Source organism: Acidimicrobiales bacterium, from assembly GCA_025455885.1.
Lineage (GTDB): Bacteria > Actinomycetota > Acidimicrobiia > Acidimicrobiales > Acidimicrobilacustridaceae > Rhabdothermincola_A.
Window position 1 is genome coordinate 66,010 of sequence record JALOLR010000002.1, and the last position, 18,712, is coordinate 84,721.

Below are 18,712 nucleotides of genomic sequence, written 5' to 3' on the forward strand. Positions count from 1 at the left end.
CGAGCCGTCGGCGTCACCAGCGCCGATCGTCAGTCCTACGGCGGTCCGCCCGACGGCGGTGGAGCCGCGTCGAGCGACTGACGCAACCCGGTCACCATCTCCTCCATGAAGGCGGGCACACTGCCGTCGGGCACGGCGGCCAGATCGGCCCGGGCGGCGTCGAGCTCGCCCGCGGTGCGCAGGATGATCGCCCGGAACACCCGGGCGTCCGGGTAGGTCGGGTCGCTGGCGATCGCCTCGTCGAGGCGGGCCCTGGCCCGAAGCTCCAGTTCGGCGGCGGACGCCTCGTCGCCCACGTTGAGCGCGAGCGTGTGCAGCACCCACCCCTGATAGGTGAGCGCCTCGGCGTTGGCCGGCTGGAGCTCGAGCACCCGTTGGTAGGACTCGATGGCCGCCCGGTACGACTCGAGGGCGCCCTGGGCATCGCCGGACTCCAGCAGTTGGGTGGCCTGGCCGGTGAACTGCTGCGCCTCCAGGAGCAGGTCGCGGCTCGACAGCCGGATGTCGCCCGAGGCCTGGCCGCCCGGCGGTCGGTTGCCCGAGGCCCGGGCGACGAGCACCCCGCCGAGCACCGCCACGAGCGTCACGAGCACGACCCACGCCGCGATGCGGGGCCACGAGCGGGGCCGGCGCCGATCCCGGGCGAGGGCCCGGCGCGCCTCGATGCTGCGCAGCACGGCGGCCGCCCGAGCGGTGTAGTCGTCCTTCAGCTCCTCGTAGTCGTCGTCGCCGACGTCGCCGGCGTCGTGCTCGCGCTCGAGGTCGTCGAGCGACGCGAGGAGGAAGTCGCGCTCCTCCTCCAGCGCGGCCAGCGCGTCGGGGTCGAGGCGCCGCCGGGCGGTGGCGTCGCCACGCCGGCCCGACCCCGTCGAACCCCGGCTCGGGGGCGCCCCCGACGTCGACGCAGGGGCGGCACCGGCGCCCCGCGCCGCCCGCCGGGCGGCCGTGCCGGCCGTGGCGGCGGTCGTGGAGGGGCGGCCGGGGGCCTCGGGGTCGGTGGTGCTCACCGCGACGAGCCCTCCCCGTGGCCGTCGCGACCGCCGGCCAGGCCGTCGCGGGCCTCGGCCACGAGGGCGCGATCGTCGTCGGTGGCGGTGGCCGTCTCCCGCGTCCCCCGGCGCAGCACGACGACGAGACCCGCCCCGGCGACGACGACGGCCACGACCGGGATGATCCACACCAGCGAGGCGACGCCGGTGGACGCCGGGGTCAACAAGATGCCGTCGCCGTATCGCGAGACGTAGAACGCCCGGATCTCGTCGTCGGTCTGGCCCTGCTCGATGCGCAGGGCGATGTCGCGGCGCACCTCCTGGGAGGACGGGGCGTTCGACTCCGCGGCCGACTCGCCGCTGCACGTGGGGCACTTGATGGTGCGGGCCAGGTTGGTGACCCGGTCCTGCGCGGTGAGATCACCGGTCGTGCCCTGCGAGCCGAAGGCCAGCAGGGTGACGACGACGACGAACAGCACCGCCCACGGCAGCCAGGTGCGCAGCGGGGATCGAGCGGCGCTCATCGAGCCCCGGCCTCGGCGGCCGCCGCCTCGGCGTCGTCGATCACCTCGTCGAGCGCGTCGGCGGTGACGCCGGTGAACTTGGCCACCACCCGTCCGCTCGGGTCGACCACGTAGGACTCGGGCACGCCGGTGACCCCGAAGTCGAGGGCGATGCGGCCGGTGCCCTCGCCGACGAGGACCGGCCAGTCGCCGCCCTCCTCGGCGAAGAAGTCGCGGATCGCGGCGTCGTCGTCGTCGTAGGCGACGCTGACCACGCTCACGCCGTCGTCGGCGACCTGGTGCTGGTCGGAGAAGCGGACCAGCTCGGGGTGCTCGACGCGACAGGGCACGCACCAGGTGGCGAAGAAGTTCACGACCACCCACTCACCCCGGAACCGGTCGATGTCGTAGGTCTCGCCGTCGAGCGTCGTGCCGACGACGGGCGGCACCGCCCGACCGACGGCGTTGGCGACGGGGACCCGCTCGTCGACGGTCGGGCGGGTGGCGAGGACGCCGACGAACAGCGCCAGCACCACCCCGACGACGATGGCGGCGTTGCGGGCGGTGTGCCGGGGGCGGCCGGTGGTCGCGGCGGGGGCCTCCTCGGTCCGGGGGGACGCGGGCTCGCTCATCGGTCGCCCTCGGGTCCCTCGGCGGGCCGCACCGTCGGCCGACCGGCCGGCGAACCGGCGGACGACGACGACCCGGCCACGACCGGTTCGCCACGGTCACCCGACCAGCCGTCGGCGCCACCCGCTGCGTCGGCGCCACCCTCCTCGTCGGCGTCACCGGGCCGGCGTCGCCGACCGCCCACCGGAGCCGACACGGGGTCGATCGGGTTGCGGCGCCGCCCGGGGAAGACGGCCAGGAGCGTGCCGAGGGCCATGACCCCGCCACCGATCCAGAGCCACACCACCAGGGGTTGGATCGTCACGCGGATCGTCGCCGTCTGGTTCTCGGCGTCGGGGAGGGCGAGCAGGGTGAGGGCGACGTCATGGGTGAGCGTGGTGCGCACCGACGGGGTGCCGATGGCCTGGTCGCCGAAGCGGAACTGGTTGATGGCCGGGCCCCACGGACCCGTGCCGTCGACCAGGATCTGCGCCTGGACGACCGTCTTCTCCGGCCGTTCGTCGACGGTCGTCTCGACGAAGGTGAGGGTGTGACCGGCGAAGGTTGCGGTCTCCCCCGGGGCGAGCGTGAATTCGGCCTGTCGGACGTAGCTGCCGCTGGCCGCCACCGCGACGGCGATCATGATCACCCCGAGGTGCACGATCATCCCCCCGTTGGCCCGCCCGACCAGGCCTCGCCAGCCCTGGCGCCGCGCCGCCAGCACGAGCTGGCGGACCGCGGAGCCGGCGGCGAAGCCGCCGAGGCCGAAGGCGAGGAGCGGCGCGAAGCCACGGGCCCCCGCGAGAACGCCGGCGAGGATGCCGGCCGCACCGGCCCAGGCCGGCCACAGGAGGCGGTGGCGCAGCAGCTCACCGCTGGCCTTGCGCCACGGCAGCACCGGGGCCACGCCCATCAGGAACAGGAGGCTGAGCCCGATGGGGGTGGTCATCCGGTTGAAGTACGGGACGCCGACCGAGATCCGCTCGTCGTTGAAGGCTTCGATGAGCAGCGGGAAGACGGTGCCGAGGAGGACGACGAAGGCGAACGCCGCGAACAGCACGTTGTTGGCCAGGAAGGCGCCCTCCCTCGACAGGGGCGAGTCGATGTGCCCGGGGGCACGGAGCCGGTCGCCCCGCCACCCGATGAGCCCGACGCTGACGATCACGATGAGGGCGAAGAAGCCCAGGATCAGCGGCCCGATGCTCGACTCCGTGAAGGCGTGCACGCTGTCGAGGACGCCCGACCGGGTGATGAACGTGCCGAGGATCGTGAGCGCGAACGTGGCGCACAGCAACGAGAGGTTCCAGACGCGCAGCATCCCGCGACGCTCCTGGACCATGACCGAGTGCAGGTAGGCCGTACCGGTGAGCCACGGGAGGAGCGACGCGTTCTCGACCGGGTCCCAGGCCCAGTAGCCACCCCACCCGAGCACCTCGTAGCTCCACCATGCCCCCAGGATGATCCCGACGGTGAGGAAGCCCCAGGCCACGACCGTCCAGCGGCGCGTGGCGACCAGCCACCCCTCCCCCACCCGTCCCGTGACGAGAGCGGCGATGGCGAACGCGAACGGCACCGTGAAGCCGACGTAGCCGAGGTAGAGCATCGGCGGGTGGAACGCCATGAGGGGGTGGTTCTGCAGCAGCGGGTTCGGCCCGGGGCCGTCGAACCCCGGTGGCGGGTCGAACGACTGGAAGGGGTTGGCCGGACCCATCATCAAGAAGAAGAAGAAGGCGCACACCACGAACATCGTCAGCACCGCCCAGCCGACGAGGGGGTCGGTGAGGCGCCGCCGGAACTTCAGTACGACGATGGAGGTGTAGCCCCCGAGGATGAGAGCCCAGAGGATGATGGAGCCCTCGAGGGCCCCCCAGAGGGTGGCGAAGTTGTAGAGGGCGGGGGTGCGCGACGAGCCGTTCTCGGCCACGTAGAGGACGGTGAAGTCACGGGTGATGAGCGCCCGCTCCATGGCGATCACGCACAGGATCCCGCCGAGCAGCACCAACAGGGCGTAGGCGGTGGAGAGGCGCAGCAGCTCGGGCTTGCGACGCACCAGGCCGTAGGCCAGCGTCAGCGCACCGACCACCGACGCCACGAGGCCCAGCGCCACCCCGGCCGAGCCGATCGCCACGTTCATGGCGTGCCTGCCTGCCCCGTTCCCCCCTCGACGGCCCCCCCGTCCTCGGCGATCCGGAGCCGGTCCTCGTTCTTGGCGTCGTACTCGTTGGTGTGCTTCACCAACATGCGGTCCGACAGGAAGAGCGGCGCGTCGGCGGGCCCGGTCGACCCACCCTCGGCGAAGCGGCCCTCGAGCACGACCGGGATGTCCGGCTGGAACAGCTCCGGAGGGTCGCCCTGGTGGCTGACCGGGACCTCGACGCCGTTGAACGTCACGTCGAACGTGACGCCCTCGTCGACGCGCTGCACACTCGGGCCCACCACCGTGCCCTGGAGACGGAAGCGCTGGGTGCCGAGCTCGCTGCGCTGGGCCACCGCCTCGTCGGCGTTGTAGAAGAACAACGTGGCGTTGCCGAGGGCGTTCACGATCACGAAGCCGGCGACGCCCACGATCACCAGCAGGGCGACGACGACCGGCAGGCGGCGCCGGGAACGGGACCGGCGCGCCTCCGCGGGCGCGAGGCCCGGACCGGCGGTCTCGCCGGGTGCGGCGTCGTCGACGGACGGGCCGGTGCGCGGGGTCAGCTCCACCGACGGTCCTCCGGGGGCACGATGCGGCTCAACCGACGGCCACGGCTCACGATCGTCCACGCGTACACGCCCAGGCCGCCGAGGACGACGATCCAGGCGACGATGACGTAGACCCACATGTCGCTCATCGCGGGCCCTCCGGGTCGGCGGCACCGTGGGCGAGCTCCACCGGTTCGGCGACGACCCCGGGGACGCCGACGTGGGCCTCGGCGCGACGCTCGAGGAGCGCCGCGGTCAGCCCCTGACCCTCGACCTGCTCCTCGAGCCAGGCCAGGCGGAACCGGTGCACCAACAGCCAGGCGAAGTAGAGGCCGAACGTGACGAAGCCGAAGAACAGCGCGAAGAGCATGATGCCCTCGATCGTGGCGCCGGGACCGTCGGCGAAGAGGCTCGCCTCCTGGTGCAGCGTGCGCCACCACTGCACGGACTGGCGGACGATGATCACGTTGGGCACGAGCAGGAGCCCGACCACCGCCGCCCGCTTGGCCCGCACCGGGTAGTCGGCGGGGAGGCGCCGGATGGCGAGGTACCCGAGCAGCAACAGGAACAGCATCGCCGTCGACGTGAGCCGGGCGTCCCACACCCAGAACACGCCCCAGGTCGGTCGTCCCCACAGCATCCCGGTGAGGAGGGTGAGCGCGGTGAACACCGTGGCGATCTCGGCCGAGGCGTACCCGACCAGCTCCCACCACTGCGACTTCTTCCACAGGTACATCACGCTGCCGATGGAGGTGAGGAAGCACCCCAGGTAGGCCAACGTGGCGGACGGCACGTGGATGTAGAGGATGCGCACCGACTCGTCCTGCACCACGTCGGGGGGCGTCCACCAGAACCCGAGCAGGACCAGCACGACGGTGCCGGCCAGGGCCAGGATCCCCAGCACCCGGGTGGCGGGCGACCCGGTCGAGGTCGGCGCCGGTGGCGACGGGGAACGCGTCTCCCCCTGCGTCGTCGGGGGGGCGTTCGACTGAGGGGTCACGATTCCTCCAGCAGGGGCCCGAACCCGAGCACCCCGGCCACGATGTAGAGCAGGGAGAACACAGCAAGTAGACCGACCCAGGGCCAACCGTCGGCCGGGGCGCCGGCGAGTGCCGCCTCGAACGCCCGGGTCGAACCGATCAGCACCGGTGCGAGTACCGGCAACAGTAGGAGCGGCAGCAGGGTTTCGCGAACTCGGAGCCCGGCAGCCAGGACGCCGTAGAGAGTACCGGCGGCAGCGATTCCCGCGGTCGCGACCCCCACGGTGACGAGGAGCAGCGCCCAACCCGAGAACTCGGTCGTGTAGAGCACGGCGACGCCCACCCCGAGGAGGACCTCGAGGACGAGGAGCTGGACGGCCACGGCCGCGGCCTTGCCGAGGAAGATCCCGGCGGGGTCGAGCCCGGAGAGGCGCAGGGCGTCGCTGTTGCCGTCGGCGGCCTCGACGGTGAAGGCCCGTTGCAGCGCCAACAGCGCGCTGAACAGCACCGCCACCCAGTACAGGCCGGCGGTGGCCCGCTCCAAGAGGCCCCGGTCGGGGTCGAGGGCGAACGCGAACAGCACGAGGACGAGGAGGGCGAAGGGGACGATCTGGTTGAGCGCCACCCGCGACCGGGCCTCGAGGCGCAGGTCCTTGCCGGCCACGAGGAGGGCGTCACGCCACATCGGTCTGCTCCGGGGGCGGGGAGCCGTCACGCCGGGGAGGGGGCGTCGGGAGCGCCCCGGCGCGGGCGTCACCGGCGGCGGACGTCACCTGGTCGGTGGCCCCACCGGCGACGGTGACGGTGCGGTCGGCGAGGGCCACGGCCCGGTCGAGCTCGTGGGAGCTCATGACGACGGTCGCGCCGGCGGCCGCCGCGTCACGGACGATCCGGTCGACGAGGTCGCGACCCTCCTGGTCGAGCCCCGCGTGGGGCTCGTCGAGGAGCCACAGCTCGGGGCGCCGGGCGATGAGGCAGGCCAGCGAGGTCCGGCGGCGCTGCCCGGCCGACAACCGCCCGACGGCGACGTCGCGCAGACGACCGTCGAGCCCGAGGCGGGCCATGGCCGCGTCGGCGTCGGACCGGCGGGCCCGGGCGGCCCGGGCCCAGAAGACGACGTTGTCGGCCACGGTGAGGTCGTCGTACAGGCCGGTGGCGTGACCGAGCAGCCCGACCCGGTGACGGACGGCCTTGCGATCGACCACCAGGTCGACACCGAGCACCCGCGCCTCGCCGCGGGTCACCGGGACGAGGCCGGCGAGGACCCGCAGCAGGGTGGTCTTGCCCGCCCCGTTGGGGCCCCGCAGCAGGACGATCTCGCGACGCGCGACGTCGAGGTCGGCGCCGGAGAGGGCCGGGAAGCTCCCGAGGAGCGCGACGGCGCCGCGGAGGCGGACGACGGGTGGTGACCCACCACCCTGCGGCGGCCCGGACTCGGCAGGGTTCTCGGAGGGCTCCATGGGGCGCCACGAGCGTACCGGCCGGCCGCTCCCCGGTCCCAGCCGGCCCGGAGCCGCCCGGGCGCGGACGGCCGAGGCAAGGCCCTCGCTAGGGTGGCCGACCGTGCAGGGATGGCGCGCGCTGGGCGCAGTCGGGCGGGCGCTCATGCGGCTCGGGGTCCTCGTCCTGTTGTTCGTGGCGTTCCAGCTCTGGGGAACCGGGCTGCTCACCGACCGGGCCCAGGACGAGCTGGCCCGCGACTTCGACGCCCAGCTCGAGCAGGCCCAGAGCGTCACCACCCTGCCTCCGGGGACGAGCGCGCCCGGCACGGCCCCGGTCGACCTCCCCGTCCCCGAGCCGGGTCAGGCCATCGGCCGCGTCGTCATCCCCACCGTCGACGTGGACTTCGTGTTCGTCCAGGGGGTGGAGCTGCGGTACCTGCGCGACGGCCCCGGCCACTTCCCCCAGACCCCGCTGCCGGGCCAGCCGGGGAACGCCGCCCTGGCCGGACACCGCACCACCTACGCGGCCCCGTTCCACCGCTTGGACGAGGTGGCGCCGGGTGACGAGGTCACGGTGGAGACGGTGCAGGGCACCTTCACCTATCGGGTCGACGCCCACGAGGCCGGGGACGGTGAGCCGATCGGGCACTTCATCGTGGCGCCCTCGGCCGTGGAGATCCTCGACCAGGACGGGACGAACCGGCTGACCCTCATGGCCTGCCATCCGAAGTACAGCGCCCGCCAGCGGATCGTCGTCACGGCGACCCTCGTGTCGGAGCCGGCCCCCCCGACGCCGCGGCCCGACGCCACGCTCGACGACGCCGTGACCGTCGACGCCGCCGCCGACCCGCTGGCCGGGGGCGACCCGAGCGCCTGGCCCCTCGCCATCGCCTGGTCGCTCGCCGCGATCGTGGCCTGGTTCCTCACCTGGCTGGCCGGTCGCCTCCTCCGGGACCGCCAGGGCGGCTGGGCGTGGGGACTGCCGCCCTACGTCATCGGGGTGCCCGTCGTGGCCGTGCTGCTCTTCATGGCCTTCCAGGACATCGCCCGGCTCCTCCCGGCGGCCTACTGATGCGCCGCGTGGCCCCCGGGCTCCTCACCCCGGTCCTCGTCGGCCTCTTCCTCGCCGGGTGCACCGGGGGGTCGGCGACGGTCGCCACCACCACGACCGCGCCCACGACGACGGTGCCCCCCGGGGCGACGGCCAGCACCCAGCTCCCGCTCGGCGAGGGTCGGGAGCTGTTCGTCTACAACCCCGAGCCCGGGCAGTGCTTCGACCTCCGCGCGACCGAGACCGGGGAACGCCTGGCGCTCCGGGCCGACGCCACCCGTGTCGGCGACGGGGAAGTGGTCGTGCTCCTCGACTGCACCCTGCCGCACCAGTACGAGGTGACCGCCGTGCTCGACGTGCCCTTCGTGACCGGCCGGCCCGGCGACGACGAGCTGACCACCATCGCCAGACGGCTGTGCCCGAACAGCCACGCCGCCTACGTCGGTCTGCCCTACGAGCGCTCCGAGCTCGAGATGGGGTGGATCCTGCCGACGCCGGAGGAGTGGGACCGCGGCCGGACCGTCCTGGCCTGCCTGGTGTTCGATCCCGACGGCCCGACGACGGGAACGGCACAGGGGAGCGCCCGCTAGGTCGCCCGGGAGGTGGGTTCAGCGACCCCCGAAGCGGGGGGCGCGCTTCTCGCCGAAGGCCCGCAGACCCTCGGCGAGGTCATCAGAGGCCCACGCCCGGTCGAACGCCTCGGCGAAGGTGGGCGTGACCTCGACGTCGGGGTCGGCCTCGTTCAGCGCCACCTTCATCGCGGCGAGGGTGAGCGGAGCCAGCGAGGCGACGCCGTCGGCCCACGCCAGGCCGTCGTCGAGGCTGCCGAGGCGCTGGACGAACCCGAGGACATGGGCGCGCTCGCCGGTCACCGGATCGGCGCTCAACAGCAGCTCACGCGCCGCCGACTGGCCGACCAGGGCGACGAGACGGCGCACCGTCCACTGGTCGACCATCAACCCGAGCTTCGCCGCCGGCACCCCGAACCGTGCGGCGGCGGTGGCGGAGCGCAGGTCGCAGGCCATCGCCAGCTGCGTGCCCGCCCCCAGGGCGAAGCCGTCGACGACGGCCAGCGTGGGGAAGGGGGCGTCGCGCAGGCCGCGCAGCACGCGGCTGAGGGTCGCCACGAAGTCGCGGTCCTCGACGTCGCTCAGGTCGGCCCCGGCGCAGAAATGGCCGCCGGCGCCGGTGACCACGAGCACCCGGGTCGTGTCGGGCACCTCGTCGAGGGCCCGCTCGAGCGCCCGGAGGGCGTCGTGGTCGACGGCGTTGCGTCGCTCGGGACGGTCGAGGGTCACCACGGACACGACGTCACCGTGGTCGATGCCGATCATCGGCTCACCCTACGCGCCGAGACCGGGGGGAGGCCGGGGGCGACCGCCCGTGGCACCGCCACCGCGCCGACGCTCGCCCATCCACCACCGACCCCCACCGCGGTCCTACCGTCGCGCGCCATGTCCCTCCTCGTCGTGCTCGCCGCGGTCTCGTCCCTCGTCGCCGTCGCGGCGCTGGTGTGGCTCGTGGTCCGCGTGCGCAGGGACCGTGCCGAGCACGCTGCCCGCCTCCCGGCCGGTGCCGAGACGGCCATCCTCTCGATCGTCGAGGCGGTACCCGACCCGCGCAACCACCTGGCGCTGACCCGTGACCTCACCGGCGAGGTCCGCATCGCCGGCACTCCGCTCGATCCCCACCACCACGACCTGCTGGACCGGGCCTCCTAGCCCGACCGCCCGCCGCGGTCCGGGAGCCGCCGGGGATCGCCGGTCGCGACCAGCACCGCCAACGTGGCCCACGACTGCGGGCGCGCCCCGAGCCCGCGGCCGTCGTCGGCATCCCAGTACTCGGCCCACCCCGAGGCGGTGGCGCCGTCCACGAGCATCGCCGCCAGGTCGGCGGCGGCATCAGCCGAGCCGGACCGCCGTGCCACCTGCCAGCACAGGTAGGTGAGCTGGGGCCAGGCCGGACCCCGCCAGTACGTCCGGGGCGAGAACGCCGGCTCGTCGCGGTGGACGTGGGCCGGGCCGGTGGCCCCGCCGTGGGCGGTCGGGTCGACCATCGCCGACACGGCCGTGTCGACCGCGTCCCGTCGTCGGCTCACCAGCGCCGGGAGGAGCGCGTCGAGGGTACGGCACCGCCCGCTGTCGCGCTCGCTGTCGCCGGCATCGACCCAGGTGGCCGAGCCGGGGTCCCAGCGGGCGTCGAGGGCGTCGACGAGCTCCTCGGCGCGGGTCCGGAGGTGATCGTCACCGGTCACGTCGGCCAGCTCGAGGGCGTTGAAGGCCACCAACGCGTTGAAGCCCGCGGGCGCCACACGGAAGCCGGGGTTGGCCAGCGGCGAACCGTCGTCCGACCGGACGATCGACGCCAGGAGCTCGCCCTTCACCTCGTACCAGCGCCCGGGATCCCATCCGCCGGGGCACCAGTGGTCCCACCGCGGGCAGTCGTCGCCGCCGCTCTCCCAGGGGTGACACAGCGCCACGAGCCCGTCGATCCGCGAGCGCTCCTCGAGCAGGAACGACAGGCCCCGTCGGGCCGGCTCGACGAGCCCCTCGACCCCGACCCCGGCTCGCGCCAGCTCGGCGACGGCATGGCCGTACATCGGGGGCTGGGTGATCGACGAGGCGCCCTCGCACCCCCAGAAGTCGGCGTGGTGGCGGGGGTCGTGCTCGTAGTCGACGTGGGGCACGAAGCCCGAGGCGGCCTGGGTCCGGAACAGGTGCGCCAGCTCCACGACCGCACGGCCGGGCTCGCCGAGCTCGGCCCACACCAGGGCGTGGAAGCACGAGTCCCACAGCCACTGGAACGGGTACACCGTTGCGTTGGGCACCGTGTACGGCTCGCGCCAGTTCGCCTCCAGCACCGCCCGGGCCGATGCCCGCAGACCCTCCGAGGGCCTCTCCCCCGGCCCCTCCGGCCGTTCGCCGACCACCGGTAGCGTGGGCTCGTCGCCGGCGCCGTCGTCCGCTCCGGCCGCCGTCACCACCGACCACCCGTGGAGCCCATGCCCGTCTGCGCGATCGTCTCGTTCCGCCTCGGGGGCACCGACGGGGTGTCCGTGGTGGCGGCCTCGTGGGCCGAGGCGATCGCCGCGATGGGCTTCGAGGTCGTGACCGTGGCCGGCGAGGGCCCGGTCGACCGGTGCGTCCCCCGGCTGGCCATCGGCGCCTTCGCCGACGGGCGGGCCTCCGTCGAGGGGCCCGACTCGGCGGGCCCGGGGGCGATCGCCGAGCTCGAGGACGAGGTCGGCACGGCGCTGGCCGACGCCGACGTGGTGGTGGTCGAGAACCTGGGCACGATCCCGATGAACCTACCGGCCTCCCGCGCCGTCGCCCGGGTGCTCGCCGGAAGGCCGGCGCTGTTCCACCACCACGATCCGGCCTGGCAGCGGGACCGGTACGCGGAGGTCGGCGAGCTCCCCTTCGACGACCCCGCCTGGCGCCACGTCACGATCAACGACCTGACCCGCGCCCAGATGGCGGCGCGCGGGATCACCGCCGTCACGATCCGCAACGGCTTCGACGTGGACGTGACCCTCGGCGACCGCCTCACGGCACGCAGGGCGCTCCGTTTCGGGGCCGACGAGCTGGTGGTCGTGCACCCGGTCCGGGCCATCGCCCGCAAGGACGTCCCCGCGGCGATCGCGATCGCCGAGGCAGTCGGCGCGACCTACTGGCTCACCGGGGCGGCCGAAGAGGGCTACGGGCCCCACCTCGACCGGCTCCTCGCCGAGGCCGCGGCACGGGGGACCCGGGTCCGCCACCACCCCGCCGACGATCCGGCGGCGATGTACGCCGCTGCCGACGCGGTGGCGTTCCCCTCGACGTGGGAAGGGTTCGGCAACCCCCCGGTCGAGGCGGCCATCCACCGGCGACCGGCGGCGGTCGCGCACTACCCGGTGGCCGAGGAGCTGCGGGGCCTCGGCTTCCGCTGGTTCGACCCGTCGCGCCCCGCGGAGCTGGCGGAGTTCCTCCGCGCTCCCGACGACGGGCTGCTCGACCACAACGCCGACGTCGCCAGGACGCACCTGTCGCTCACGGTCATGGCCGACCGGATCCGGGCCCTGTTCGATGAGGCAGGCTGGAGGCCGTGAGCACCGATCCCACCGACCCGGGTGGCGGCGGACCCGCCGACGATCCCGTCCGGGTGCGGCGCGCCCAGCTCCAACGAGTGGCCACCATGGGACAGCGGGTGGGCTACCTGTTCTTCGCCGTGGCGATGGTGGCGTTCTTCTACGGGTTCTTCGTCGACTTCGGGGCCGGGGTGGTCCGGGTCATCGTCGGCGCCATGGTGATCGGCTCGATCTCCCTCGCGCCGGCCATCGTGCTCGGCTACGCGGTGAAGGCCGCCGAGCGCGACGACGTCGAGCAGGGCTTCTGAGCGACCGCCGAGCTCACTCGGGGCGTAGGCCCCGCAGCCCGGCCCAGGCCATCTCGGCGACCTGCGCGGCGAGGTCGTCGGCGTCGAGCTCGATCTCCTTGGCGAGCCACCGCCGGCAGGTGCTCTCGCCCAGACCGACGATCCCGTAGGCCAGCAACCGCCGGCGCTCCTCGGAGAGCCCGTCGACGACGATGAGGTCGGCGATGTTGTCGGCGATCTGGCGCTCGACCTTGCCGGCCTCGGCCATGAACTCCGGGTCGCGGCGCACGTCGCCCGCGAACAGCACCGTGAAGCCGTCGCGCCGCTCGGCCACCCACCCGAACCAGGCCTCGAAGCCGCGCCGCACCTGCTGATGGGGCGAGGGGGCGCCTTCGGTGGCATCCCGGACCCGCTCGCGCAGGTCGTCGCCCACCTCGCGCAGCACTTCGAGGAAGAGCTCGCGCTTGGACCCGAAGTGCTGGTACAGGACCGGCTTGGTGACCCCGGCGGCGTCGGCGATGTCGTTCATCGACGCGCCGTGGTAACCGGCGGCGGCGAAGGTGGCGAGGGCGGTGGCGAGGAGCTGGTGACGGCGTTCGGCCGCGGGAAGGCGGACGTTCATGGGCGGTTGATCACTCGGACCGTGCTAGCAGAAGGTGGGACGGCGCCCGGACTACTCGATGCGCAGACCGGAGATGGCCCGGCTGATGACGAGGCGCTGGATCTCCGAGGTGCCCTCGAAGATCGTGAAGATCTTGGCGTCACGGTGCCAGCGCTCGACCGGGTACTCCCGGGTGTAGCCGTAGCCGCCCAGGATCTGGATGGCCTTCTCGGTCACCCAGACCGCCACCTCGCCGGCCTTGAGCTTCGACATCGAGCCCTCGGCGGCACCGAACTCCTTGCCGCTGGCCGCCATCCACGCGGCGCGGTGCACGAGCAGGCGGGCGGCGTCGATCTCGGTCTTCATGTCGGCGAGGGAGAAGGCGATCGCCTGGTTCATGATGATCGGCCGCCCGAACGCCTGGCGCTCCTGGGCGTAGTCGAGGGCGTACTCGTAGGCGGCGCGGGCGACACCGATGGCCTGGGCGCCCACCGCCGGACGGGTGGCCTCGAAGGTCGCCATCGCCGGCTGCTTGGCACCGGTGTGGCCGGCCTCGCGGGCCCGGGCCAGCTTGGCGTCGAGCTTCTCCTTGCCGCCGAGCAGACACCGGCCCGGCACCCGGACGTCCTCGAGCACGACCTCGGAGGTGTGCGACGCCTTGATGCCGTGCTTCTTGTACTTCTGGCCCATCGACAAGCCCTTCGTACCGGGGGGCACGACGAAGCTGGCCTGGCCGCGACCCCGCAGCTCGGGGTCGACGGCGGCGACGACCACGTGGACATCGGCGATGCCGCCGTTGGTGATCCACGCCTTCGTGCCGTTGAGCACCCACTCGTCGGTGGCCTCGTCGTAGACGGCCCGGGTGCGCAGCGACGACACGTCGGAGCCGGCGTCGGGCTCGCTCACGCAGAACGCGCCGAGCTTCACGTCGTCGGCGGTGCCGTAGCACTGCGGCACCCACTCCACGACCTGCTCGGGGGTGCCGTTGCCGCTGATGCCGGCGGCGGCGAGGCCGGATCCCATGATGGACAGGCCGATGCCGGCGTCGCCCCAGAAGAGCTCCTCGATGGCGATGGGAAGCGTGAGCCCGAGGGGATCGGACATGGCGTTGGCCATGAACTCCCAGCCGTAGAGACCGATGTTGGCGGCCTCCTGGACCACCGGCCAGGGGAACTCCTCACGCTCGTCCCACTCCTCGGCGACGGGGCGGACGACGGAGTCGGCGAAGTCGTGGACCCACTTCTGGATGGTGAGCTGGTCCTCGTTGAAGTCGAGCGAGTACTCGGGCATGGGGCACCTCGTCAGGTGGGGGACGGTTCCGGGCACCTACCCGGTTCGCCCCAAGTTACCCGCTGGTAACAAGCGGGACCACCCGGGCCGTGCGATCGGCTCAGCCGGGGCGCACCTGCGTGCCCGTCGGCGTGTCCTCGACCACCCAGCCCTCGGCGGTGAGCGCGTCACGGATGGCGTCGGCGGCGGCCCAGTCCCGGGCGGCCCGGGCCTCGTCGCGCTGCGCCGCCCGCGCCCGGATCTCCGCGGGCACCGCGTCGGCCGCTCCGTGCAGCTCGAGACCGACGGCCAGGCAGATCTCGCCGATCGCCCGCACGAGCGGGGCCGCGCCCGACGCGTCGCCGGCGTCGAGCGCGGAGTTGGCCCGGGTGACGAGCCCGAACAGCAGCGCCACCGCCGAGGCCGTGTCGAGGTCGTCGTCCATGACGCGCCCGAACTCCACCATCGCCCGGGGGTCGGCGTCGCCGGCGTCGTGGCCGTGCAGGGCCAGGCCGGCGGCCACCGCCCGACGTGCCAGCGCATCGAGACGCTCGAGCGCAGCGGCTGCGTCGCCGGTGGTGGCCGGCGTGACCTCGAGCGGCGACCGGTAGTGGGCCCGCAGCACCAGGAGCCGGTAGGCGCGCGGGTCGGTGCGCTCCACGAGATCGACCAGGGTGGTGAAGTTGCCGGTGCTCTTCGACATCTTCTCGCCGCCGACCTCCACGAAGCCGTTGTGCACCCAGTGGCGGGCGAAGGTGCGTCCGGCGGCGATCGCCTGAGCGCGCTCGTTCTCGTGGTGCGGGAAGGCGAGGTCCTGGCCGCCACCGTGGATGTCGAAGCCCTCCCCGAGCAGATCGAGCGACATGACCACGCACTCGGTGTGCCAGCCGGGGCGCCCCTCGCCCCACGGGGAGGGCCACGACGGCTCGCCGGGCTTGGCCAGCTTCCACAGCGCGAAGTCGATGGGCGAGTGCTTGTGGTCGGCGATGTGGACGCGAGCGCCGGCGCGCAGCGACTCGACGGACTGACGGGCGAGGAGCCCGTAGTCGGCGACGGTCTCTGGCGAGAAGTAGACGCCGTCGGCGGCGACGTAGGCCGCACCCCGCTCGATCAGGTCGGCGACGAGGACCACCATCCGCTCGACGTAGTCCGTGGCGTGGGGATCGTGGTCGGGGCGGTCGACCCCGATGGCCGCCATGGCGTCCCACCAGATGGCCTCGTTCTCGGCGACCACCTCGTCGGTGGTGACACCCAGCTCCGCGGCGCGGGCGATGATCTTGTCGTCGATGTCGGTGATGTTCGACACGTAGGTGACGTCGAGGCCCGTCCAGCGCAGGTAGCGGCGCAGCACATCGAACACCAGCGAGAACCGGCCGTGGCCGAGGTGGGGTGGTCCGTAGACGGTCGGGCCGCAGACGTACATCGACACCTTGCCCGGCTCACGGGTCTCGAGCGGAACGACGGCTCCCCGGGCGGTGTCGAACAGCTCCAGCACGACCGGCACGCTACCGGGCGCCTGCCGGGCCATCAGCGGCTTCGGGGACGACCCAGACGCAGCGGTAGCCTCGGCGGACCTATGAGCGCCTCTGCCCCCACCCCACGAGACAGCTGGACCGTCCCCGAGAAGCCGGCGTTGGATGGGCTCGAGGACCGCTGGGGCACCACCTGGGAGGCCGACGGCACCTACCGCTTCGACCGCACCGCCGGCCGCGACGACGTGTACTCGATCGACACGCCGCCGCCCACGGTGAGCGGCTCGCTGCACGTCGGCCACGTGTTCAGCTACACCCACACCGACACGATCGCCCGCTACCAGCGCATGCGGGGCAAGGCCGTCTTCTACCCGATGGGATGGGACGACAACGGCCTGCCCACCGAGCGCCGGGTGCAGAACTACTACGGGGTCCAGTGCGACCCCGCCCTGCCCTACAACGCCGACTTCGCGATCCCGCCGCCCCTCGCCGAGCTGAGCGCCAAGGAGCGCAAGGCCCACCGCGACGTCCACATCAGCCGGCGCAACTTCATCGAGCTCTGCAACCACCTCACCGGCGAGGACGAGGTCGCCTTCGAGCAGCTGTGGCGCCATCTCGGGCTGTCGGTCGACTGGTCGATGACCTACGCCACCATCGACGAGCGCTCCCAGCGGGTGGCCCAGCGGGCCTTCCTGCGCAGTCTCCAGCGGGGCGAGGCCTACCAGGCCGAAGCGCCGGTGCTGTGGGACGTCGACTTCACGTGCGCGGTGGCCCAGGCCGAGCTCGAGGACCGCGAGGAAGCCGGCGCCTACCACCGGCTCCCCTTCGTCCGCACCGACACCGGCGACCCCGTGCCCATCGAGACCACGCGTCCCGAGCTGTTGGCGGCCTGCGTCGCGCTGGTCGCCCACCCCGACGACGAGCGCTACCAGCCGCTGTTCGGGCGCACCGTGCGCACTCCGCTGTTCGGGGTGGAGGTCGAGGTCCGACCCCACGAGCTGGCCGATCCCGAGAAGGGCTCGGGCATCGCCATGATCTGCACCTTCGGCGACCTCACCGACGTGATCTGGTGGCGCGAGCTGCAGCTGCCCACCCGCTCGATCGTGGCCGAGAACGGTCGCATCGTCGCCGACACCCCCGAGTGGATCGAGGCGGCCGGTGAAGCGGCCGTGGCCGCCTACGCCGAGCTGGCCGGCAAGTCGGTGAAGCAGGCCCAGGCTCGCATCGTCGAGCTGCTGCGGGAGTCCGGTGAGCTCGAGGGCGACCCCAAGCCCATCGTCCACCCGGTGAAGTTCTACGAGAAGGGCGAGCGTCCACTCGAGATCGTGACCAGCCGCCAGTGGTACCTGCGCAACGGCGGCCGCGACGCCGACCTGCGCGACGCGCTGCTCCAGCGGGGCCACGAGCTGCACTGGCACCCCGCGCACATGCGGGTCCGCTACGAGAACTGGGTGAACGGCCTCAACGGCGACTGGTTGGTGAGCCGGCAGCGCTTCTTCGGCGTGCCGTTCCCCCTGTGGTACCCGGTCGACGCCGACGGGAAGCCCGACCACCACCGGCCGATCCTCGCCGACGAGGCGACCCTGCCCGTCGACCCCTCCACCGACGTCCCCCCGGGGTACGACGAGTCGCGACGCGACCGGCCGGGCGGCTTCACCGGCGACCCCGACGTCATGGACACCTGGGCCACCTCGTCGCTCACCCCCCAGATCGCCACCGGGTGGGGCGAGGACGACGACCTCTTCGCCCGCACCTTCCCGATGGACCTGCGCCCCCAGGCCCACGAGATCATCCGCACCTGGCTGTTCTCGACGACCGTGCGGGCCCACCTCGAGCACGACACCCTCCCGTGGCGCAACGCCGCCATCTCCGGGTGGGTGCTCGACCCCGACCGCAAGAAGATGTCGAAGAGCAAGGGCAACGTGGTCACCCCGATGCACCTGCTCGAGCAGTACGGCGCCGACGCGGTGCGCTACTGGGCGGCCAGCGGTCGCCCGGGCACCGACACCGCCTTCGACGAGGGCCAGATGAAGGTCGGGCGACGTCTGTCGATCAAGCTGCTCAACGCCAGCCGCTTCGCCCTCGGCCTGGGCGGTGGCGACGGGGCCGCCCGGATCACCGACCCGTCGGTGGTCACCGAGGCCCTCGACCGGGCGATGCTGGCCCGCCTCGCCGAGCTGGTCGGCGACGCCACCGACGCTTTCGACGCCTATGACTACGCGCGCGCCCTCGAGCGCACCGAGTCGTTCTTCTGGGCGTACTGCGACCAGTACCTCGAGCTGGTGAAGGGCCGCGCCTACGGGGCCCGCGGCGACGAGGCGGCGTGGTCCGCCCAGGCCGCCCTCCAGCTGTCGCTGTCGACCCTGCTGCGCCTGTTCGCGCCGTTCCTGCCGTTCGTGACCGAGGAGGTCTGGTCGTGGTGGCAGGACGGTTCGGTCCACACCGCCCCGTGGCCGGACGGGACCGTGCTCCGCGACGCCGCCGCCGACGGCGACCCGCTCGTCTTCGAGATGGCCGCCGCCGCGCTGGGCGAGGTCCGACGGGCCAAGACCGAGGCCAAGCGCAACCTGAAGTGGCCCGTCGACGCGGTGGTCGTGGCCGACCACGCCGCACGCGTCGACGCGTTGCGGGCCGCCGCCGACGACGTGCGCGACGCCGCCAACGCGGCGTCGGTGACCGTCGAGGTCGCCCAGGACCCCCGGATCCACGTGACGCTCGCCGCCGAGCCCGACGAGGGCTGACCGCCGGCGCGCCG

At 73.3% G+C, this 18,712-nt stretch carries 20 protein-coding genes; 6 read left to right on the forward strand and 14 right to left on the reverse strand.

What is annotated here, in order from left to right:
* Nucleotides 1–35: 35 nt before the first annotated feature.
* From MUE36_01910 to ccmA, 9 genes are read right to left on the reverse strand one after another with little or no spacing between them, the layout of a single operon-like run.
* Entirely contained in the window at nt 36–1,007 is a 972-nt protein-coding gene (locus MUE36_01910) for a hypothetical protein (protein MCU0309683.1), read from the reverse strand.
* Nucleotides 1,004–1,513, reverse strand: coding sequence for a cytochrome c-type biogenesis protein CcmH (locus tag MUE36_01915; GenBank protein MCU0309684.1), 510 nt, complete (start codon nt 1,511–1,513; stop codon nt 1,004–1,006). The genes MUE36_01910 and MUE36_01915 overlap by 4 nt, the downstream gene beginning before the upstream one ends.
* Entirely contained in the window at nt 1,510–2,124 is a 615-nt protein-coding gene (locus tag MUE36_01920; GenBank protein ID MCU0309685.1) for a TlpA family protein disulfide reductase, read from the reverse strand. The genes MUE36_01915 and MUE36_01920 overlap by 4 nt, the downstream gene beginning before the upstream one ends.
* Nucleotides 2,121–4,235, reverse strand: a complete 2,115-nt coding sequence (locus tag MUE36_01925) for a heme lyase CcmF/NrfE family subunit (GenBank protein ID MCU0309686.1) — start codon at nt 4,233–4,235, stop codon at nt 2,121–2,123. The genes MUE36_01920 and MUE36_01925 overlap by 4 nt, the downstream gene beginning before the upstream one ends.
* Nucleotides 4,232–4,807 (reverse strand): cytochrome c maturation protein CcmE, encoded by a 576-nt coding sequence (locus MUE36_01930; protein ID MCU0309687.1) that lies wholly within the window; start codon nt 4,805–4,807, stop codon nt 4,232–4,234. The genes MUE36_01925 and MUE36_01930 overlap by 4 nt, the downstream gene beginning before the upstream one ends.
* The gene (locus tag MUE36_01935) at nt 4,798–4,935 is read right to left on the reverse strand and encodes a hypothetical protein (GenBank protein MCU0309688.1); all 138 of its coding nucleotides are present in this window, start codon (nt 4,933–4,935) and stop codon (nt 4,798–4,800) included. The genes MUE36_01930 and MUE36_01935 overlap by 10 nt, the downstream gene beginning before the upstream one ends.
* Nucleotides 4,932–5,786, reverse strand: a complete 855-nt coding sequence (gene ccsA / locus MUE36_01940; GenBank protein MCU0309689.1) for a cytochrome c biogenesis protein CcsA — start codon at nt 5,784–5,786, stop codon at nt 4,932–4,934. The genes MUE36_01935 and ccsA overlap by 4 nt, the downstream gene beginning before the upstream one ends.
* The gene (locus tag MUE36_01945) at nt 5,783–6,451 is read right to left on the reverse strand and encodes a heme exporter protein CcmB (protein MCU0309690.1); all 669 of its coding nucleotides are present in this window, start codon (nt 6,449–6,451) and stop codon (nt 5,783–5,785) included. The genes ccsA and MUE36_01945 overlap by 4 nt, the downstream gene beginning before the upstream one ends.
* Nucleotides 6,441–7,226 (reverse strand): heme ABC exporter ATP-binding protein CcmA, encoded by a 786-nt coding sequence (gene ccmA / locus MUE36_01950; protein MCU0309691.1) that lies wholly within the window; start codon nt 7,224–7,226, stop codon nt 6,441–6,443. The genes MUE36_01945 and ccmA overlap by 11 nt, the downstream gene beginning before the upstream one ends.
* 103 nt (nt 7,227–7,329) lie before the next feature.
* Between ccmA and MUE36_01955 the strand changes: the two genes are divergently transcribed.
* Together MUE36_01955 and MUE36_01960 are read left to right on the forward strand one after the other, a co-directional pair.
* The gene (locus MUE36_01955) at nt 7,330–8,280 is read left to right on the forward strand and encodes a sortase (GenBank protein MCU0309692.1); all 951 of its coding nucleotides are present in this window, start codon (nt 7,330–7,332) and stop codon (nt 8,278–8,280) included.
* An 8-nt stretch (nt 8,281–8,288) separates the two neighbouring features.
* A complete protein-coding gene (locus tag MUE36_01960) occupies nt 8,289–8,849 on the forward strand; it encodes a septum formation family protein (protein ID MCU0309693.1) in 561 nt (186 codons plus the stop codon).
* A gap of 18 nt (nt 8,850–8,867) precedes the next feature.
* On the opposite strand, the gene MUE36_01965 is transcribed toward MUE36_01960, so the two are convergent.
* Entirely contained in the window at nt 8,868–9,593 is a 726-nt protein-coding gene (locus tag MUE36_01965) for an enoyl-CoA hydratase (GenBank protein ID MCU0309694.1), read from the reverse strand.
* Between the two features lie 120 nt (nt 9,594–9,713).
* On the opposite strand from MUE36_01965, the gene MUE36_01970 reads away from it, so the two are divergent.
* The gene (locus MUE36_01970; protein MCU0309695.1) at nt 9,714–9,980 is read left to right on the forward strand and encodes a hypothetical protein; all 267 of its coding nucleotides are present in this window, start codon (nt 9,714–9,716) and stop codon (nt 9,978–9,980) included.
* Here the strand turns inward: MUE36_01970 and MUE36_01975 are convergent.
* Nucleotides 9,977–11,119, reverse strand: a complete 1,143-nt coding sequence (locus MUE36_01975) for a hypothetical protein (GenBank protein ID MCU0309696.1) — start codon at nt 11,117–11,119, stop codon at nt 9,977–9,979. The two genes, MUE36_01970 and MUE36_01975, sit on opposite strands and share 4 nt — an antisense overlap.
* Nucleotides 11,120–11,251: 132 nt before the next feature.
* Here MUE36_01975 and MUE36_01980 point away from each other — a divergent pair, with 132 nt between their 5' ends.
* Nucleotides 11,252–12,349 (forward strand): hypothetical protein, encoded by a 1,098-nt coding sequence (locus tag MUE36_01980; protein ID MCU0309697.1) that lies wholly within the window; start codon nt 11,252–11,254, stop codon nt 12,347–12,349.
* Entirely contained in the window at nt 12,346–12,636 is a 291-nt protein-coding gene (locus MUE36_01985; protein MCU0309698.1) for a hypothetical protein, read from the forward strand. The genes MUE36_01980 and MUE36_01985 overlap by 4 nt, the downstream gene beginning before the upstream one ends.
* A gap of 13 nt (nt 12,637–12,649) precedes the next feature.
* Here the strand turns inward: MUE36_01985 and MUE36_01990 are convergent, their stop codons facing one another.
* From MUE36_01990 to cysS, 3 genes are all read right to left on the reverse strand, one after another.
* Nucleotides 12,650–13,237 (reverse strand): TetR/AcrR family transcriptional regulator, encoded by a 588-nt coding sequence (locus MUE36_01990; GenBank protein MCU0309699.1) that lies wholly within the window; start codon nt 13,235–13,237, stop codon nt 12,650–12,652.
* Between the two features lie 51 nt (nt 13,238–13,288).
* Complete coding sequence (locus MUE36_01995) at nt 13,289–14,506, reverse strand: acyl-CoA dehydrogenase family protein (protein ID MCU0309700.1); 1,218 nt, start codon at nt 14,504–14,506, stop codon at nt 13,289–13,291.
* A 100-nt stretch (nt 14,507–14,606) separates the two neighbouring features.
* Nucleotides 14,607–15,980: a cysteine--tRNA ligase gene (gene cysS / locus MUE36_02000; protein ID MCU0309701.1), complete on the reverse strand. Its 1,374-nt coding sequence runs from the start codon at nt 15,978–15,980 to the stop codon at nt 14,607–14,609.
* 81 nt (nt 15,981–16,061) lie between these two features.
* Here cysS and valS point away from each other — a divergent pair, with 81 nt between their 5' ends.
* Entirely contained in the window at nt 16,062–18,698 is a 2,637-nt protein-coding gene (gene valS / locus MUE36_02005) for a valine--tRNA ligase (GenBank protein ID MCU0309702.1), read from the forward strand.
* The last annotated feature ends 14 nt before the right edge of the window (nt 18,699–18,712 follow it).

Bases quoted from the DNA above. Each gene is read 5' to 3' on its own strand.
- MUE36_01915 (MCU0309684.1), bottom strand. From the start codon at position 1,513: ATGAGCGCCGCTCGATCCCCGCTGCGCACCTGGCTGCCGTGGGCGGTG.
- MUE36_01920 (MCU0309685.1), bottom strand. From the start codon at position 2,124: ATGAGCGAGCCCGCGTCCCCCCGGACCGAGGAGGCCCCCGCCGCGACC.
- MUE36_01925 (MCU0309686.1), bottom strand. From the start codon at position 4,235: ATGAACGTGGCGATCGGCTCGGCCGGGGTGGCGCTGGGCCTCGTGGCG.
- MUE36_01935 (MCU0309688.1), bottom strand. From the start codon at position 4,935: ATGAGCGACATGTGGGTCTACGTCATCGTCGCCTGGATCGTCGTCCTC.
- MUE36_01945 (MCU0309690.1), bottom strand. From the start codon at position 6,451: ATGTGGCGTGACGCCCTCCTCGTGGCCGGCAAGGACCTGCGCCTCGAG.
- ccmA (MCU0309691.1), bottom strand. From the start codon at position 7,226: ATGGAGCCCTCCGAGAACCCTGCCGAGTCCGGGCCGCCGCAGGGTGGT.
- MUE36_01965 (MCU0309694.1), bottom strand. From the start codon at position 9,593: ATGATCGGCATCGACCACGGTGACGTCGTGTCCGTGGTGACCCTCGAC.
- MUE36_01970 (MCU0309695.1), top strand. From the start codon at position 9,714: ATGTCCCTCCTCGTCGTGCTCGCCGCGGTCTCGTCCCTCGTCGCCGTC.
- MUE36_01990 (MCU0309699.1), bottom strand. From the start codon at position 13,237: ATGAACGTCCGCCTTCCCGCGGCCGAACGCCGTCACCAGCTCCTCGCC.
- MUE36_01995 (MCU0309700.1), bottom strand. From the start codon at position 14,506: ATGCCCGAGTACTCGCTCGACTTCAACGAGGACCAGCTCACCATCCAG.
- valS (MCU0309702.1), top strand. From the start codon at position 16,062: ATGAGCGCCTCTGCCCCCACCCCACGAGACAGCTGGACCGTCCCCGAG.